Raw genomic sequence first — 16,499 nt, forward strand, 5'->3', positions numbered from 1 at the left:
CCCCCCCACCCCCCCCCCCCGCCCCGCGCCGGGTCAGCAGACCGTGACCGGGGGCACTTCGTAGTGCTTGCCGCCGGAGTCCATGAAGCCGACCACCGACGAGCAGTCCCCGTAGTCGGATCCGGGCCAGGTGAAGTAGCGCGTGGTGCCGGCGGACTGGGTGAAGGCCCCCTGGTCCCACCATGTGCCGCCCCGGTTGTAGTGGCCGAAGCGGGCGGTGATGGTGCTGCCGCCGGTCTTCTCGTACGAGTTCTGGACCTGGGCCCAGTCGTAGTTGCGGTTGGCCAGTACGGTGCAGAGGACCCCGTTGGACAGGGAGGTGCAGGCCGCGGTGCGGGCCTGGGCGGGCGCGGTGAGCGCCAGCGAGACTCCTGTCAGGGCTATGACAACACCGGCGCGGACGACACGGGCGCTGCTCGCGGTTCGATTGCTTCGAGTGCTTCGAGTGCTTCGAGTGCTTCGAGTGCTTCGGAACACGGTTCTCCTTCCAGCGGGAACGGAACGAACGGATGACGGGCGCCGGGGCGCGCCGACCAGGCGACGGTCAGCCGTGCCACTTGGTGAGCCCGGAGTCGCCCCAGTCCTCCCAGGGGCGTTTGAAACCGGCCCTGACCTTGGCGTTGTCCGGCCAATAGACCATGTTCCCGTAGTTCGGGCCGTCGGTCTCGAAGAAGCCCCACAGCTGCCAGCTCTTGCCGTCGTCGAACGAGCGGTCTATCCAGCCCTGGTAGTAGCCGCACCCGGCGGCGACCGACAGACGGGGCCACGCGTACCAGGCGCCGTCCTTCCGGCCGGAGCGGATCTCCAGGGTCGCGCAGCCTGGGTCGCTCACCCGGTCGTCCGTGTCCTTGACCTCCCAGGAGTAGTTCCCCGGATCGGTGTTGTTGCACGAGTCGCCCCAGCCGCAGGGCAGGCCGGCCGCCAGGGTGGGGCCGACGGCCCCGTCCGGGCGTGGCGCGGCGAAGGCCGGGCCTTCCGGCCGCGAGGGGCTGGCCGTCGCGGTTCCGGCCAACGACACCAGGAGCATCCCCAGGGAAATCCCGGCCAATACCGACTTCCTGATCATCCGTCCGTCCCTTCGTTTTTCGGGCGCCGGTCCCGCCCGCCCCCGTGACGGGCGGAAACCGTTGCCCCGACAGTGGCAGGCCGCGCTATGGATCCGCCCCGGATCCGCAATGGCCTGAACATGCCTGCACCACCTGCTGCGCGATGCGGCCTCTGGCACCGTGTGGCGGTGGAGTTAAAGGTGCTCGGGCCGATCGAGGCGACGGACCGGGGCGAGACGGTGCCCCTGCCCGGCGGCAGGGCACGAACCGTGCTTGCCACCCTCGCCCTGCACCACGGGAACGCCGTGTCCGTGGAGCGGCTGGTGGCCGCGGCCTGGGGGGACGATGCACCGGCGACAGCCCGGGCCCAGATCCAGGCCATGGTCTCGGCGCTGCGCCGGGCCCTCGACGACACGCTGCGGCCGCAGGCGATACGGACCCGGCAGCCCGGCTACGTACTGTCCGCCGACGCCGTGCACACCGATCTGGACACCTTCGTACGGTGCGTCGCCGAGGGCCGCCGCGAGGCCGCCGAAGGAGACCCGGCCGAAGCGGCGCGCCTGCTGCGGACCGCGCTGGGCCAGTGGCGGGGACCCGCGTTCGAGGGAATGCCGTCCGAGTACCTGGAGGCCGAGGCCGCACGTCTGGAGGAGGCCAGGCTGGGGGTGGTCGAGGAGTGCCTGGGCCTCGAACTGTCCTTGGGGGCGCGCCCGGACCTCGTCGCGGAGATCCGGGCCCTCGCCGCCTCCCATCCCCTGCGGGAGACCGTGCACCGGCTGTACATGACCGCGTTGCGCCGTGCGGGCCGTCACGCCGAGGCACTGACCGCGTACCAGGACGCCCGCCGCGCCCTGTCGGACGAGCTCGGGGTGGAACCGGGCCCCGCCCTGCGGGCGCTGTACCAGGAGATCCTCGCCGACGGGTCCACCGCTCCCCTGCCGGAGCCGTCCGCGCCCCGGCCCGGACCGTCCGCACCCGGTGTACGACCGGGCCCGTCCGGCCGGGACCAGGCGGCGCGGGCACCGCTGTTCGGCCGGGACCGGGACGTGGAGGAGCTCGCGGCCCTCGTCACCGCCCGGCGGCTGGTGACGCTGGTCGGTCCGCCCGGCATCGGCAAGACGAGCCTCTCGCTGGTCGTCGCGCAGCGGGCGGGTGCCGACATGCCGGACGGCACGTGGGTCGTCGAACTGGACGGTGTGAGCAGGCCCGATCTCGTCCCGGCGGCGGTGGCGGCCGCGCTCGGCGTGCCCGCAGGGCCGGGAAAGACCCTCACCGAGGCGCTGACCGCCGGCCTGGGCCAGCGGACCGCCCTGCTCGTCCTGGACAACTGCGAGCACGTCCTCGACGCGTGCGCCGACCTGGCCGACACCCTGCTGGCCCGGTGCGGCGGCCTGCATCTGCTGGCCACCAGCCGGGAACCGCTGGCCGTGACCGGGGAGACCGTCCGCACCGTGGGGCCGCTGGACGTGCCGTCGGGGGACTCCGCGGAGGCGTTGCTCGGGTCGGCGGCGGGCCGCATGCTGATGGACCGGGCCGCGGCCCGGCTGCCCGCCTTCACCGTGACCGACGAGACGGCGCCGCCGGCGGCCTCGGTGTGCCGGGCCACCGAGGGGGTGCCGCTCGCCCTGGAACTGGTAGCCGCGCAACTGCGCGCGCTGCCGCTCGCCGAGGTCGCGAACCGGATCGACCGACAGTTGGAGGTACTGGCGCGGCGGCGCGCCCGGCCCGCGCGCCACAGCTCGCTGAGAGCGGCGATCGGCTGGAGCCACCAGCTGCTGACCGGCCGCGAACAACGGGTCCTCGCCGAGCTGTCCGTGTTCGCAGGGGGATTCACCCTGCATGCGGCGGAGGCGGTCGTGGGCCGTGGGGGTGGGCCCGCAGGCCGCGGCCCGGGCGGGTCGGCCGGCGGGGTGCGGGAGACCGTACGCGACCTCGTCGACCGCTCCCTGATCGTGGCCGACCCCGACGCCCGGCCCGCCCGGTACCGGCTCCTGGGCGCGGTACGGGAGTTCGCGGAAGAGCAGATGGCGCTCACGGGCGGCGCCGAAGCCGCACGGCATCGGCACGCCGCGTACTACCGGTCGCTCACCGGGCGGACGGGGACGGGCACTCCTCCGGGCGACACCGTCTCCATGAGGCGGGAGGTGCGCCAGGAGATGGCCAACATCCGGGCCGCCCTCGACTGGTCGCTCGGTTCCGGCGATTCCGGCCCGGGAGTCGACCTGGTCGGCACCCTGTCGTGGCTCTGGGCCGGCCTGCCCCGCGAGGGACTCGACTGGGCGCGCCGGGCCCTCGCCCGGCTGGAGCCGGAGGCGCCTGCCGCGCGCCGCCGTGTGCTGTACGCCATGGGGCTGATCTCCTTCAGCCTCGATCTCGGCGACGCGGCCGGCAACTTCCAGGAGGCCGCCCGTCTCGCAGGGCTGTGCGGAGACGTCGTACTGCAACTGGAGGCGTTCGCCCAGCTGTCGGTCGTCCGGTGCCTCCAGGGCCGCGCCGCCGAGGCCGCGGGGATCGCCGAAGCCGTACTGGCCCCCGTACTCGCCCACGGAAGCGAAGTGGCCGTGGCCGAGGCCCGGGTGGCCCTGGCCATCGCCCGGTGCGGGCTCGGCGAGCTGGACGAGGCGGCGGAGCAACTGGCACGGGCCGAGGAGGTCTTCGTACGCAGCGGCCTGCGCGAGGGACTGGCCACCACCCGCTGGGCGCAGGCCGAGGTCGCGTACTACGCGGGGGACCCGGGACGCGCCGCCGCACTGTCGACCGCCGCGCTCGACGACACGGCCCTCGGCGACGACCTGTTCGCGACGGTCTGCCGACGGGCGCAGCACGCCCGCAACCTGCACGCGGCCGGCGAGCGGCGGTCCGCCGCCGAAGGGCTGGCCGCCGTTCTGCGCGACTGCGCCGACGAGGGCCTCTGGATGCCGGCCGTGGACGCCCTCGCGACCGCCGCGCGCCGGGAGGCCGATGCCGGGCGCCCGCAGCGGGCGGCGACGCTGCTGGCCGCCGTGGAACCCCTGCGGGCCTCGACGGGCCGCAGACCCGCCGCGGTGGAACAGCCCCTGCTGGACGCCTTCGAGCGGCGCGTCCATGCCGAACTGGACGAGGCCGTTCTCGCCGAGGCGCAGAAGCGGGGTGCTGCCATGACCACGGAACAGGCCCTCCGCTACGCGATCGGGGCCGGGGTCGATCCGGATACGGCCGCCTGAGCCGCGCGCGCCCGGCCCAACGGCGCCCTCTGGCCAGTGCAGGGCGGCCGGGGGAACAGCCGGGAGACCACCACGAGCAGCGGGGTAGCGGTCCAGGACGCCCACCAGAAGGCCGTGGTGACCGCAACGGCCCGGGGGCGGGCGTCCGTAGCCATCGCGGCGAGGGCGCCGAAGAAGGAGGCCACAGGGATCAGAGCCACCGTCGATGCCGTCGTCCACACCAACACCCCTCCTGCGCCCAAGGCATCGGTGGGGCGGGCGGTGATCGGGGCTGTGATCGTTTCGCGCATGGGCACAGCCAAGCAGCCCCGGCCCCCCGCCGCGGACGTACTCAAGGCAGCTCGTCCTCGTACTCATCGAGCCGGGGCGTACCGCAATGTCGGGTGGGACAATCAGCCCGTCTCCGGATCCGTACCGGGCAACCCGAATCGGAGGACTCCATGGCCGTACCCCAGCGCTGGCGCATGCAGGGCTACGCATCTGACGGCTACTCCGGTGCGCAAGCCCGGTCGTTGCTCATCCACAGGCTGGACTGGGCGAGCCAAGAGACGTGGTTCGAGGACGGCCGGGGCCGCCTCCTGTCCGTGGTGACCAACGGTGAGCGCGCGTTGGTCGCCCTGACCGACGGTGCAGGGGGCCCCGGGGAGCACCTGGTCGATCCGCGCGGCGAGGGCTTCTCTGGCGGATACCTGCTGTCCAGCGGGCAGAACGACACGTACTCCGACAGGGAAACCGTCCCCTTCCCCGTCGCCTGCCGGGCCGTGGAGCACTTCTTCGAGCACGGCACGTGGCCCCACGACGTGCTGGTGGAGATGACACGCCCCTGGAACCCACGCTGAGGGCTTCGGCAACTGCCGTACATATGATCAGATTCCGCGATGGGTGTTGACCGTTCAAGAGGTCGAAGTGGAACGGTCTGCAGGGGGCTGCAGTGCTGACGTACGACAAAGCCATGACCGCCGGTCTGGGTGTGCTGACGACCGCCGCCTCCAAGTGGGAGGAGATGGCGGGTGAGCTGAACAAGGTCGAGACCCACTACGGGGAAAGCGTCCAGAAGATCACCACGGGCGGGAACTGGGCGGGTGTCAGCTCCGGGGTTGCCCACGCGACTTTCGCGGGAACCCGCTACGAGTTCTCCGCCGCACAGATCCAGGCCAAGGCCATCGCCAGTCTGCTGCGGGGGGCCCACGAGAAGTTCACTGAGCTCAGAAAGAAGCTCGAAAGCGCCCGGGACGACGCGATAGCCGCCGGCATGACCGTCTCCGCGCAGGGCCAAGTCGCCTTCGACTACGCCAAACCCACGCCTGCCGAGCGCAGCGCCTACCACCACGACCCCGATGGCTAAACATCCATACGCACCGCCGTCACCAAGTGGCAGAACCACATCGACGACCGTGTGAAGGCCATCGCCGAGCTCGATGAGGGCGTCAAGACCGCCCTCGGACGAGCCAGCGCCGACAGCAACAAGGACGCTTTCGGCAAGGGCACTGACGAGACCCTCAGCGGGTTCAACGCTGGCGCTGAAGGCGACCTGGCCAAGGCCATGAAGCCCGACCAATCCAGCGCCGGGACGAAAGAGGACAAGATCGGCCACACCTTCAGCGGGCCCAAGTACGGTAAGGAGGGCTCGGCCAAGGCGTACGCAGACGTCTTCCACGAAACCGCACAGGGATCGATGTCCGAGGGGGACCTGAAGCTCTCCGGGATCGCCGACGCCTACGGCGGGGGCCGAGCCACCGCGAACTTCGGATTCACCGACCAGGGTTCGCCTCCAAGGCCGAGGCGTCCGCCGGAGTACGGGCACTGGCCGAGGGCCGGGCCGAGTACGGCTACGTGGGGCAGTACGCGCGGGCGGAGGGATTCGCCGGCATCGAGGGCAGCCTCACCGCCAAGGCGACCAAGGAGGAGGTTACCGTCGGCGCGAAGGGGTTCGTGGGCGCCAAGGGGACCCTCGCCGGCGGTGCCGAAGCTTTCGGACTGGGCGTCGGCATGAACGCCGAAGGATGGGCGGGCCCCGGTGCGGAAGCCTGGTGGGGTTACAAGAAGGACAAGGAAACCGGCGTGTGGAAGCTCGGCGGCGACGCGGGTCTCTCCCCCCTCGTCGGCGGCAAGGTGGGACTCGAAATCACCTTCGATCCGCACAAGGTTTCCGAGGCCGTCGGCGACGCCGCTGACGCCTTGGCCGGCATGTTCGACTGATGTACGTTTCCGTGGAAAGGGGGGCTCTGAAATGCCCGCAAAACCACCCGTGCCCATCGAATTCCGCTTGCCGGAGGGCTGGCTCCCGGCCAAGCCGAACGAGGTCGACGCCGAGGGTGTGGCCTTCGCCGCGGTACACCCCCGTCCGGATGCCGGGTTCGCCGCCAACATCGCCGTCGACGGCGATTTCCTGACGGAGACCGAGACTCTGGCCGGGCTCGCCGACGAGTCGGCGGAGCGACTGCGCCGTGCCGCCGACTCGGCGGAGGTGACCGACCGCCACGAGGTAGGCTCCCCCGACGCACCGGCCCTGACCCAGCGCGTGGCCCTCTCGGCCGTCGTCGGCGACGCTCGCCGCGACCTCGTCCAGTCCCAGGTGTACCTGTCCCTGCAGGACGTCGTGGATCCGCGCAAGCGTGCGGTGGTCCGGCTGACCTTGACCGCCACCGCCGCCCAACACGACGCGGTCCTGGGCGAGTTCCAGGATTTCGTCCGCAGCGTACGCCCGGACTCCGCGGCGGGGGCCTAGCCATGGGCCGCCTCACGGACAGGTGGACCGGGACCAGGTACCCGCGCCACGGTGTCGGCGCACGGCCCGCCCCGGAGGTCCGGGCCGCGCTGCTCGCGCTCAACGGCCCGGGCGTACGGTTCGTCGTGCGCGAGGGCACCCCGAAGGAAGGCGCCGACCTGGTGGCGGAATTCGAGTATCCGGCGCTGGACGTGACCTTGAAGACCCGGATGCGCCTGGACCCCGCGGCGCACGAGGTGCGCGTCCTGGAGGAGCAATGGGAACCCACGGCCGACAGCGCCCGTAGGCAGTACGGCCGCGGACCGGCGAACAAGGTGTTCCGGCAGTGGGAGAACACCAAGGGGTCGGACGGCCGCCGACACAAAACCGAGACGTTCCGCTTCAGCACGCAGGACATGAGGAACCCCCTGCAGCGAACCGTCCTCGGCGCGGGCTGGACCTGGCGGGGAGTGCTGTTCAAGCCGTGACAGCGGCGCAGGCGAACCGGGCCGGCTCGGCCCGAGTGGCCGTTGACCATCAGCGGCTCGTTCGCGGCCTGGTGCGCGCCGGCTCTGGCCGTCGTCGGCCGACACGGCGTAAGGGGGGCATCTGATCTGGATAGTTGGTGTTTGGGGATGTTGTTGTGACTGCAGGCGACGGTGGCCGTTGCCTGGGGTATGACTGCTCGGCGTGCGTATCGCAGTGACGTCTGGGATGCCCGCTGTGCCTTGATCGAGCCGGTGTTCGTCGCCTGGCGGGCCGCACGATCAGGGCCCGGGACCGCAGCGCGGGTGCACGACCTGAGAGAGATCGTGAACGCGATCCTCTACGTCAACCGCACCGGTATTCCGTGGGAGTACCTGCCCCACGATTTCCCGCCGTTCAAGACCGTCTACGACTGCTTCGCCAAGTGGGAGGCGGACGGAACAACCGAGCTGGTCCATGACCTCTTGCGCGACAGGACCCGCCTGGCGAACACCCGAAGCGCCGAGCCGTCCGCGGCCGTGGTGGACGCGCAGAGCGTGAAGACCTCGAGCAATGTCTCCGAAGCCAGTCAGGGCATCGACGCCGACAAGAAGATCAAAGGACGCAAACGACACCTGATCACCGACACCCTCGGGCTGCTCCTGGCCGTCCTTGTCACTGCCGCCTCGGTCCACGACTCAGCAGGAGGCAAGCAGATTCTGACGGAGTTGGCCGCGGCCCATCCGGGTGTGACCAAGGTCTGGGCCGACGGCCGCTACCAGACCAGTGTCATCCAGCACGGCGCCGCTTTGGGGATCGACGTCGAAGTGGTGCAACGACCACGAACGAAGGGCTTCGAGCCGCTGCCCAAGCGATGGGTGATCGAGCGCACCTTCGGCTGGCTGATGCAGCACCGCCGCCTGGCGCGTGACTACGAAGCCCTGCCGCAGAGATCCCGGATGATGATCCACTGGGCGATGGCTAACAAAATGAGCCGTGAGCTCACCGGAGAATCTTCACCAACCTGGCGAATCGAAACGGACATCCTGCCCACAAGCGTATGAAGCTTGATCAGATGCCCTCTTAGCCGCCGCCATGAAAGCCCGCCGTACCTGCCCCACCTGCCGCACGGACCGCGGTTACGTCATCCCCGCACCCTCGGCTGCTGCTGGCCGTGCGCAGAGCCCACCGGATGACCAGCCGCCACAGAACCTGCCACGGAGAAGAAGCCCTCAGACCCAGTGTGGTCCGGGAGCTTCTCCGTCTTGTGTCGAACAAGTGCGAGAGCAGGCGAACCTTACCCAGCAGATAACCCTGGAGAGGCCATCTGGTCAGTCCAGCCGTATCTCAGTTGGCCGGCCCACTTCCGTTGCGGCAGTACCGGATCGCCCCGGTGGGACCGGACCGAAGACAGATGTCCAGGTGGACGGTAGTGCTCCCACTGAAGGAGATCGTGTGACCCGTGGTGCACGTACCGGCCCCGTTCGCGTCCTCGATGGACACGTAGTGCGTGCCCCCGCTGTCGGTCCACGAGGCTCGGCCCCAAGCGCGAAGTCCGTCAGGCTGGTTGTCACAGACCCTGAACGTGTCCGGACCTTCCCACTGAGCGATTCCGCCCGGAGCCCCAGAGTCGGTAGTGACAACCTGCCAGTCGGTGCTGGCCGAAGCCGGGCCGGAAACCATGAGGGCTGCCGCACCGGCAAAAAGCAGGACACCGAGTGCCTTCATCGGTTTGTTGCGTACAGATGACAGTTTGTTCATGACCTCACCTTCACCTGCGCGTACCTGATGGGCAACCAGCCCTTTCCAGCCAACAAGCTCGACCTCGTACTGCTCGCACATATGCGAGCCACGGGAAATGGGGAGAACTGCGCGCCGCACTGTGGCTGCCTGACCCAGCGACGCCGCATGCACGTGGCCACCCCCGACGGGTCAGCCACCACGGCTTGTTCCCCGCAGGTCAGACGGGGTCCGAGACGCACGCATCGGCACGCGACCGTGCAAGCGCGGTGCAGCGGATCCCGCCGCCGGGGTGCCCTTCCATCGCCGGATTGACCGCGTCTCCGTGCTCGGAGCACCAGGAGACGGGCACCGCCATCGGGCTCGTGCCAGGCGCGGTCAGCCGACGCAGCGACGCCCCCAACCCTCCCGTTGCCAGCTCGGCCAACACATCGGCGTCTGCGTCGGCGGACCAGCCGGACAACGAGACCTCGCTGGCCGCGTCGTCGGCCAGGGACAGCCACGGGTCATCGAGGCGGAACCGGCGGGCGGCACCGCCGGGCCCGGTCAGCACGAGTGAGGCGACCGTCGGCCCCGTGGGCACGCCGATCTTGTCGTGGGCCAAGAGCCAGGCCACGACCGCGCCGCAATCGAACTGCGGGTGGACGTCCGTGCCGGCCACCGGGTCGGGGAAGTCGGGATGCCGGCGGCGCCAGCACGCCACCGCGGCCCGGCCCACCCTGGCCATCCGCGCCACCCCCACCAACAACACCCGATCCTGCCCCGCAACGACCGGATCGAGAGCGGGGAGCGGGGAGCGACTCCCCGCCCGGGCGGTGCGCACGGCCCGCCAGTCCACGTGCGGGCCGACCATCTCCAAAAGCGCGATCTCCTGGGCGTCGTAGAGGGGGATTGGCTTTGTTCACGGGTCGTGAAGTCAGTGGTTCACGGGTTTGGAAGGCACCCGGTCGACGCCGAGGTCGAAGTTCACGAAAACGACAGCACCGCTGGCGGGGTTACGCAGGGGACCGCCATTCCCCTTCGAGGCTGCTGAAGATCATGGAGTCTCGCCAGCCGTCGTGGAGCAGCGCCGTGTGGCGCAGGCGTCCCTCATGCGTCATGCCGATCTTGGACAGGACTCGGGAGGAGCCGAGATTTCTCGGATCACAGGTGGCATGGATCCGGTGGAGCCCCAACTCGCCGAACCCGTGTGCGAGCAGCTGGCGACCTATCGCCGTGCCGATGCCCTGCCCCCATGCCCGGGGATGCACGATGTATGAGATCTCGCCTTGGCGCTGCTTGTGGCTGCGGACGTGCAGCTCCCCCATGCCCACCACATCCCGCCCGACGCGGGCGACGTAAGGGAACCGACGCTGAGGGGTTTGCGACCAGGCCTTGACCGCAGAGTCCACGAAGTCCTGCGTCTGGGCCTCGGTGTTCGGCCCCCAGGGCTGAAAGCGGCACACCTCCGGGAGTCGCGCCCACGAGTGCACGGCCGGCCAGTCCTCCAAAACAATCTTGTCCAAGGTTACGGAGTGCTCACTCATAGGACGATCATGAACAGGTCTGCGTGTGAGAGCAAGATCAAGGAGCCGACGGCCATGTGGGAGGAGGGTCGGATGCCTTCAGTTCTCGGTTCTGGCACAGATCTTGGGGAGCCGTCGCGGAGCGTAACCTCCATGTTCGATTGTGAGGAGGTGGGCTGGCATGCGACCGCGTACGCCCTATCGTCGGACAGTCGAAAATGACGCTCCCTCAGGTGTCTGCCTGTCACCGCTGGCGGCGACTGTGGGCGGTGATGGTGCTGGTCATGCAGACCGATGCGCCGTTCTGGGATTCGCTGGTGTTCGACGGGATCCACGATGTGGATGTCGTGGCGGTTACGGCCGCGTTCGGCACGGTCGAGGTGGTGGCGAGCGGCCGTGCGGCCGGGGCGGCGGGTCCGGACTGCGGCCGTTTTTGGGGCCGGGTCCACGACCGTTACCAGCGCAGACTGAAGGACCTTCCGCTTGCTGAGCAGGGCTTTGTGATCCGGCTGACGGTCCGGCGCTTCATCTGCGGGTCGATGGACTGCCCGCGCCGGACGTTCGCCGAGCCGTTCTCGCGGCTGGCCGCCCCGCATGTTCGGTTCACGACTCGGCTCAACCGCGCCTTGGAGCGGGTGGGGCTCGCGCTGGCCGGGCGGGCCGGCGCTCGGCTGTCGGCCCAGCTGGGGTTCGGAGCAGGACGGATGGCCTTGTTACGCAGGGTCATGGCACTGCCCGATCCGCAGTTCAGTACTCCGCGTGTGCTGGGCGTGGATGACTTCGCGATCCGTCGCGGCCAGACCTACTCGACTGTCTTGACCAGCGTCGAAGACCATCGCGTGGTTGACGTGCTCCCGACCCGTGAGGCCGGGCCGCTGGCCGCTTGGCTGATTCGCCACCCCGGCGTGGAGATCATCTGTCGGGACCGGGCCGGTGCATACGCAGAGGGTGCCCGGCGCGGTGCCCCCGACGCTCTGCAGGTCGCCGACCGGTTCCATCTGTGGCAGGGCCTCGGCCGAGCCGTGGAGACCTGCGTCGCCGCCCACCGCGACTGTCTGCGCAACCCATCGCCCAGCGGCATGCCGCCGGGGGCCACCCTGGGTTCCGGTCGGCCGCAGCTGGCGCCCGTCGGCCGGCGGGCCGAGCGGAAGAAGGCAGCGCGGCACGGAGGGCGGGGCCGGGGCGGGAGGATTCTTCCCCGCCGGGGTGACGGTCGCAGAGGGCTTGGGCGCCGCGCCGGTCTTCGAGGGGGCCGGCACGGCGGTCGTGGTGGTGGGCGCCGCCGGTGCGGCCGCACTGGGCTTCGCGTCCGGTACGGCGGCCTGGTCGTCGCCGTTCTGACAGGCGCTCAGCGCCAGTATCCCGCACACCGCGAGGACGGCCATGGCCGCCTGCCCCCGTACCGCTCGCATGGTCTTCTCCTTCTGCGAGTCCCGCCGTCGCGCAGACCGTAGCCCCCGGGATCCGGCCGGGGCGATGGCCGGATGTGATTCGTCACCGGGCCGGGATCGGCTTGTTGCGGAGTACTGACCTCCGGCCCCGTGCGGCGGACGTCCGTGCCAGCCAACGGGTCGGGAAAGGCGTCGTGCCGCCGGCGCCAGTTCACAACCGCGGCCCGGCCCACCCTCGCCATCCGCGCCACCTCCGCCAGAAACACCCAGTTGCGCTGCTTCTTTTGGATCACCTGATCGTCGGGACCCAGTGTGTCGTTGACGGACGTACTGGGGATGCGGAGACCGCTGTCTGGGTGCCGCGGCCCGAATGAACGCGGCCAGTCAAGTTTCCTCCAGCGCCCTTGACTCAAGGATGCAGTCCGGCCCTGGATGGACCAGCGATTCATGGCCGTCACCGAACCTGACCGGGTACGACGGTCCACCATCCAGGCCGCGCACTTCCACGATCTCGCCCTGTCGATCCTTCAGCCCTACCGCCCGGGAATGGATACGGAGCAGGTCTCCAACCACTGCGCGGCGCGAATATTCGCCTCCAGCCACCTTCACGAACATCAACCGTGCAGGAGGGCATTACCCCCGCCCCGTCACTGAGATCCCTGTGGTCGGATGCTTACTGCGTTTGAACGAGGGGTTGCACACGATCCGAACGGACCGAACGACACGCACGGCCTGCCCAGCGCTGCGGGAGCCCTTCACGCTGCACACCGCCTGACCCTGCACACGCTTGAGTCGGCGCGGCACAGGTCCTTCCCGGCGCCAGCTCCCGGATGGACCTGCCGCCCGGCTTCCCGTACGGGGCCGGCAGCGCTGCTCGTCGAGGTGTCTGGTGTCGCGGACCGACGCCGGTGCACCGATCGACGGGCTGCGCGGCGCCGGACGCCTGCGCATGCACGAGGAACCGTCGGCCGGGGCTGGGTGCGTGGCCGGGGAGCACGCGGTCCGGACGCCCGTGCCGAGTACCCGCGGCGGCCGTCCGGCCGACGATCACGTGGGGCTCCGATTCACGCCTCTCTGCATCAAGCCAGCCTTAAGAGATCGTTAAGCCGAAGGCTGCAAGAGAAAACCGCAGCTCAGAGGCGTGCGAGGAGTGGCGTCTGACGTTGCCATGACGGTTACCCCTCCGTAATACTCACTGCCTCAGGTGACATTGCGTCACGTTTGAGAGCGCTCTCGAACCCCTCCTGTCATTCTTCACGCTCTGCCCGGCCTGGCACCCCTCCTCCTCCCCCGCCCAGACAAGGAACCATGCCCATGGCTGCTGCTCATCGCGCACGTCGTCGCTCTCTCGGCGCAGTGGTGCTCCTCCTGGCCACCGCCCTGGTCGCGGCGGTGCTCATGTCCTTCACCCGTTCGGTCGCCCCGCCCGCCGGTGCCGCAGTTGTCGCACAGACCTGGTCCGACGAGTTCGACGGCGCGGCCGGGCGCGCTCCTGACACCGCCAAGTGGACGCTTGAGACCGGCGGTTCCGGCTTCGGCAACCACGAGCTGCAGTACTACACCAACAGCACCTCGAACGCCGCGCTCGACGGCCAGGGCAACCTCGTCATCACCGCGCGGAAGAACACCGACGCCGGCCTCGGCTGCTGGTACGGGCAGTGCCAATACACCTCGGCCCGGCTGAACACCGCCAAAGCCTTCACCCAGGCGTACGGCCGCTTCGAAGCCCGCATCAAAATCCCGCGCGGACAGGGCATCTGGCCCGCCTTCTGGATGCTCGGCAACGACCTCGGCAGCGTGGGCTGGCCCGACAACGGCGAGATCGACATCATGGAGAACATCGGCCGCGAACCCAACACCGTGCACGGTACGGTCCACGGCCCCGGCTACTCCGGAGCGGGCGGCCTCAGCGCCGCGTACAACCTGCCCGGCGGCCGCGCCTTCGCCGACGACTTCCACGTGTTCGCCGTCGACTGGAGCCCGAACTCCCTCGCCTGGTCGGTGGACGGCACCACGTACAAGACCCTCACGCCGGCCGACACCGGCGGCAACAAGTGGGTCTTCGACCACCCGTTCTTCGTCATCCTCAACCTGGCGGTCGGTGGGGACTGGCCCGGCAGCCCGGACGCCTCCACGTCCTTCCCGCAGACGATGACCGTCGACTACGTCCGCGCCTCCTCCGCCGGCGCCCCCGCCGCACGCCCGATCCGTGGCATCGGCGGCATGTGCGTCGACGTCGCCGGAGGCTCCGACGCCGACCGCACCCCCATCCAGCTGCACGACTGCACCGGCAGCGCGGCCCAGCAGTGGACCATCGGGGGCGACGGCACCGTCCGCGCCCTCGGCAAGTGCCTGGACGTCGCGGGCGGCTCCACCGCCGACGGCGCCGTCGTCCAGCTCTACACCTGCAACGGCACCAACGCCCAGAAGTGGACGTACACCGCCGCTCGTGACCTCACCAACACCGGTGCGGACAAGTGCCTGGATGCCAAGGGTAACTCCTCAGCCGACGGCACCCGGTTGCAGACCTGGACCTGCACCGGCGCCGCCAACCAGAAGTGGACGGTCGGCTGACCCACCAGCCCCGTTGCCCTCCCTTCTCCCCCGTCCCCGCGTCCGAGGCTCCCCCGCCCGACCTCACGAAGAACGGACCCCCACCGTGACGGCTCGCCACCAACGAACCATGCCCCGTAGAAAACTCCTCGCCGCGACAGCGGGCCTGGCCCTGGCCGTGCCCGCCGCGGCAGCCTGGCTCGAGATGAGCGCCAACGCGTCCACCACCGCCACGCTTCCCCTGGACCTGGTGAACACCACCGGCAACAACACGGTGTACGCCTACGTACTCGGCCGTGACCCGGCGGCCGGCGGCACCTGGGCCTTCATCCAGGCCAACGGCTCCAGCCTGTACCACCCGCCGGCTCCGGCCAACGATCAGACGCCGCTCGGGGTCGACTGTGCCATCCCGCTCAACGAGTCCGGCGCCGGACCGCGGAGGGTGACGCTGCCGCGCCTCGACAGCGGCCGTATCTACTTCTCCGTCGGCACGAAGCTCACCTTCCTGGTGAACCGCGGCGGCGGTCTGGCCCTGCCGTCGGTGAGCAACCCCACCGACCCCAACGCGAACGTCGCTCACGACTTCTGCGAATTCACCTTCAACAGCGACCAGCTGTACGCCAACATCACGTTCGTCGACATGGTCTCGCTGCCGATCGCCTTCCAACTGGAGACCGGCCAAGGCACCCAGAGGGTGCGCGGGCTGCCCGCCGACGGACTGTCCCGGGTCGCCGCCGCGCTACGGGCCCAGTCCGCCGCCGACGGCAGCGACTGGAACCGGCTGATCGTCACCGCGGGCGGCCGCGACTTGCGCGTACTCAGCCCCAATCTGGCGATCCGCGGCAACAACGCCTTGTTCCGCGGCTACTTCGACGGCTACGTGGACGAGGTGTGGAACAAGTATCGCTCCACCGACCTGCGCATCGACACCCAGTTCACCTGGGGAACCGTCACCGGCCGGGTGAACGGCGATGTCCTCGCCTTCCCCGGAGTCGGCAGCTTCGCCAAGCCGTCCACCCTTTCGATCTTCTCCTGCAGCGACACCCCCTTCACCACGGGCAACGACCTGATGGGCAATCTCAGCGCACGGCTCGCCGCCGCCTTCAACCGCACCACCCTGCTGGACAACCCCCACCAGCCGACCGCCGAGGAGCCTGCCGCCTTCTACACCCGGCCTCGCACCAACCACTACGCCCGCATCCTGCACGACACCACCCCCGACCATCTCGGGTACGCCTTCCCCTACGACGACGTTCATCCGGCCGGAGTCGACTTCGAGGGCAAGGTGCAGTCCGGCTCCCCCGGCCGCTGGACCATCACGGTCGGCGGTGTGGCCGGCGGCGGCAGCACACCAGCCCCCACGCCGACCGCCACCGCCACCGGCGGCGGGGTCAGCGCCTTCACCACCATCCAGGCCGAGGCATTCAACGCCCAGTCCGGAGCACAGGTGGAGGCCTGCTCCGACGGCGGCGGCGGATCCGACGTCAGCCATCTGTCCAACGGCGACTGGCTCAAGTTCTCGGCCGTCGCCTTCGGCTCCACCGGCGCCACCCGCTTCGACGCCCGCGTCGCTTCAGGGGCCGCCGGCGGAGTCAGCGGCCTGGTCCAGGTCCGCCTCGACAGCCCCACAGCCACCCCGGTCGGCGGCTTCGCCGTCGCCAACACCGGCGGCTGGCAGGCCTGGCGCACCGTCCCCGCCGACATCCGCCGCACCACCGGAACCCACGACGTCTATCTGACCTTCGACAGCGGCCAGTCCTCCGACTTCGTCAACGTCAACTGGTTCTCCTTCGCCTAGAGGTTGTCCCGTAACCGTTGTGGTGGTTGTGGTGTTGGTTGGGCATGGGCGGGGTGATCTCGGCGGATGATCCGAAGTGGATCGAGCCGTT

The 16,499-nt window shown here is 69.9% G+C and carries 15 protein-coding genes; 10 read left to right on the plus strand and 5 right to left on the minus strand.

The window, feature by feature from the left end; translation table 11 throughout:
- Window positions 1-33: 33 nt before the first annotated feature.
- Both ACFXA3_RS13335 and ACFXA3_RS13340 read right to left on the minus strand, forming a co-directional pair.
- Complete coding sequence (locus ACFXA3_RS13335; protein ID WP_385186127.1) at window positions 34-477, minus strand: hypothetical protein; 444 nt, start codon at window positions 475-477, stop codon at window positions 34-36.
- 67 nt (window positions 478-544) lie between these two features.
- Window positions 545-1,066 (minus strand): hypothetical protein, encoded by a 522-nt coding sequence (locus ACFXA3_RS13340; RefSeq protein WP_385186129.1) that lies wholly within the window; start codon window positions 1,064-1,066, stop codon window positions 545-547.
- A 168-nt stretch (window positions 1,067-1,234) separates the two neighbouring features.
- On the opposite strand from ACFXA3_RS13340, the gene ACFXA3_RS13345 reads away from it, so the two are divergent.
- The 7 genes from ACFXA3_RS13345 (at window position 1,235) to ACFXA3_RS13375 (ending at window position 8,485) form a co-directional block, all read left to right on the plus strand.
- The gene (locus ACFXA3_RS13345; protein ID WP_385186132.1) at window positions 1,235-4,249 is read left to right on the plus strand and encodes a BTAD domain-containing putative transcriptional regulator; all 3,015 of its coding nucleotides are present in this window, start codon (window positions 1,235-1,237) and stop codon (window positions 4,247-4,249) included.
- A 440-nt stretch (window positions 4,250-4,689) separates the two neighbouring features.
- Window positions 4,690-5,088: a hypothetical protein gene (locus ACFXA3_RS13350; protein WP_385186135.1), complete on the plus strand. Its 399-nt coding sequence runs from the start codon at window positions 4,690-4,692 to the stop codon at window positions 5,086-5,088.
- Window positions 5,089-5,201: 113 nt separating this feature from the next.
- On the plus strand, window positions 5,202-5,594 hold the full coding sequence (locus tag ACFXA3_RS13355) for a hypothetical protein (protein ID WP_385186138.1): 393 nt from the start codon (window positions 5,202-5,204) through the stop codon (window positions 5,592-5,594).
- Between the two features lie 488 nt (window positions 5,595-6,082).
- Window positions 6,083-6,448 carry a hypothetical protein gene (locus ACFXA3_RS13360; RefSeq protein ID WP_385186139.1) on the plus strand — a complete coding sequence of 122 codons (366 nt, stop codon included), beginning with the start codon at window positions 6,083-6,085 and terminating at the stop codon, window positions 6,446-6,448.
- Between the two features lie 49 nt (window positions 6,449-6,497).
- Window positions 6,498-6,977 (plus strand): hypothetical protein, encoded by a 480-nt coding sequence (locus tag ACFXA3_RS13365; RefSeq protein ID WP_385186142.1) that lies wholly within the window; start codon window positions 6,498-6,500, stop codon window positions 6,975-6,977.
- A gap of 2 nt (window positions 6,978-6,979) precedes the next feature.
- Complete coding sequence (locus ACFXA3_RS13370; RefSeq protein WP_385186145.1) at window positions 6,980-7,444, plus strand: hypothetical protein; 465 nt, start codon at window positions 6,980-6,982, stop codon at window positions 7,442-7,444.
- A 189-nt stretch (window positions 7,445-7,633) separates the two neighbouring features.
- Window positions 7,634-8,485, plus strand: a complete 852-nt coding sequence (locus ACFXA3_RS13375) for an IS5 family transposase (protein ID WP_385186163.1) — start codon at window positions 7,634-7,636, stop codon at window positions 8,483-8,485.
- A gap of 896 nt (window positions 8,486-9,381) precedes the next feature.
- Here the strand turns inward: ACFXA3_RS13375 and ACFXA3_RS13380 are convergent.
- Together ACFXA3_RS13380 and ACFXA3_RS13385 are read right to left on the minus strand one after the other, a co-directional pair.
- Window positions 9,382-10,020 carry a hypothetical protein gene (locus tag ACFXA3_RS13380; RefSeq protein ID WP_385186148.1) on the minus strand — a complete coding sequence of 213 codons (639 nt, stop codon included), beginning with the start codon at window positions 10,018-10,020 and terminating at the stop codon, window positions 9,382-9,384.
- A gap of 136 nt (window positions 10,021-10,156) precedes the next feature.
- Window positions 10,157-10,687 carry a GNAT family N-acetyltransferase gene (locus tag ACFXA3_RS13385; RefSeq protein WP_385186151.1) on the minus strand — a complete coding sequence of 177 codons (531 nt, stop codon included), beginning with the start codon at window positions 10,685-10,687 and terminating at the stop codon, window positions 10,157-10,159.
- A gap of 251 nt (window positions 10,688-10,938) precedes the next feature.
- On the opposite strand from ACFXA3_RS13385, the gene ACFXA3_RS13390 reads away from it, so the two are divergent.
- Entirely contained in the window at window positions 10,939-12,120 is a 1,182-nt protein-coding gene (locus ACFXA3_RS13390; protein ID WP_385186153.1) for an ISL3 family transposase, read from the plus strand.
- A 321-nt stretch (window positions 12,121-12,441) separates the two neighbouring features.
- Here ACFXA3_RS13390 and ACFXA3_RS13395 read toward each other — a convergent pair whose 3' ends face one another.
- A complete protein-coding gene (locus tag ACFXA3_RS13395) occupies window positions 12,442-12,672 on the minus strand; it encodes a DUF1918 domain-containing protein (RefSeq protein WP_385186155.1) in 231 nt (76 codons plus the stop codon).
- Between the two features lie 699 nt (window positions 12,673-13,371).
- Here ACFXA3_RS13395 and ACFXA3_RS13400 point away from each other — a divergent pair.
- Window positions 13,372-14,631 carry a family 16 glycosylhydrolase gene (locus ACFXA3_RS13400; protein ID WP_385186158.1) on the plus strand — a complete coding sequence of 420 codons (1,260 nt, stop codon included), beginning with the start codon at window positions 13,372-13,374 and terminating at the stop codon, window positions 14,629-14,631.
- Window positions 14,632-14,740: 109 nt separating this feature from the next.
- On the plus strand, window positions 14,741-16,408 hold the full coding sequence (locus tag ACFXA3_RS13405; RefSeq protein ID WP_385186161.1) for a beta-1,3-glucanase family protein: 1,668 nt from the start codon (window positions 14,741-14,743) through the stop codon (window positions 16,406-16,408).
- Window positions 16,409-16,499: the final 91 nt, after the last annotated feature.

This window comes from Streptomyces sp. NPDC059456, assembly GCF_042750055.1.
Classification (GTDB): domain Bacteria; phylum Actinomycetota; class Actinomycetes; order Streptomycetales; family Streptomycetaceae; genus Streptomyces.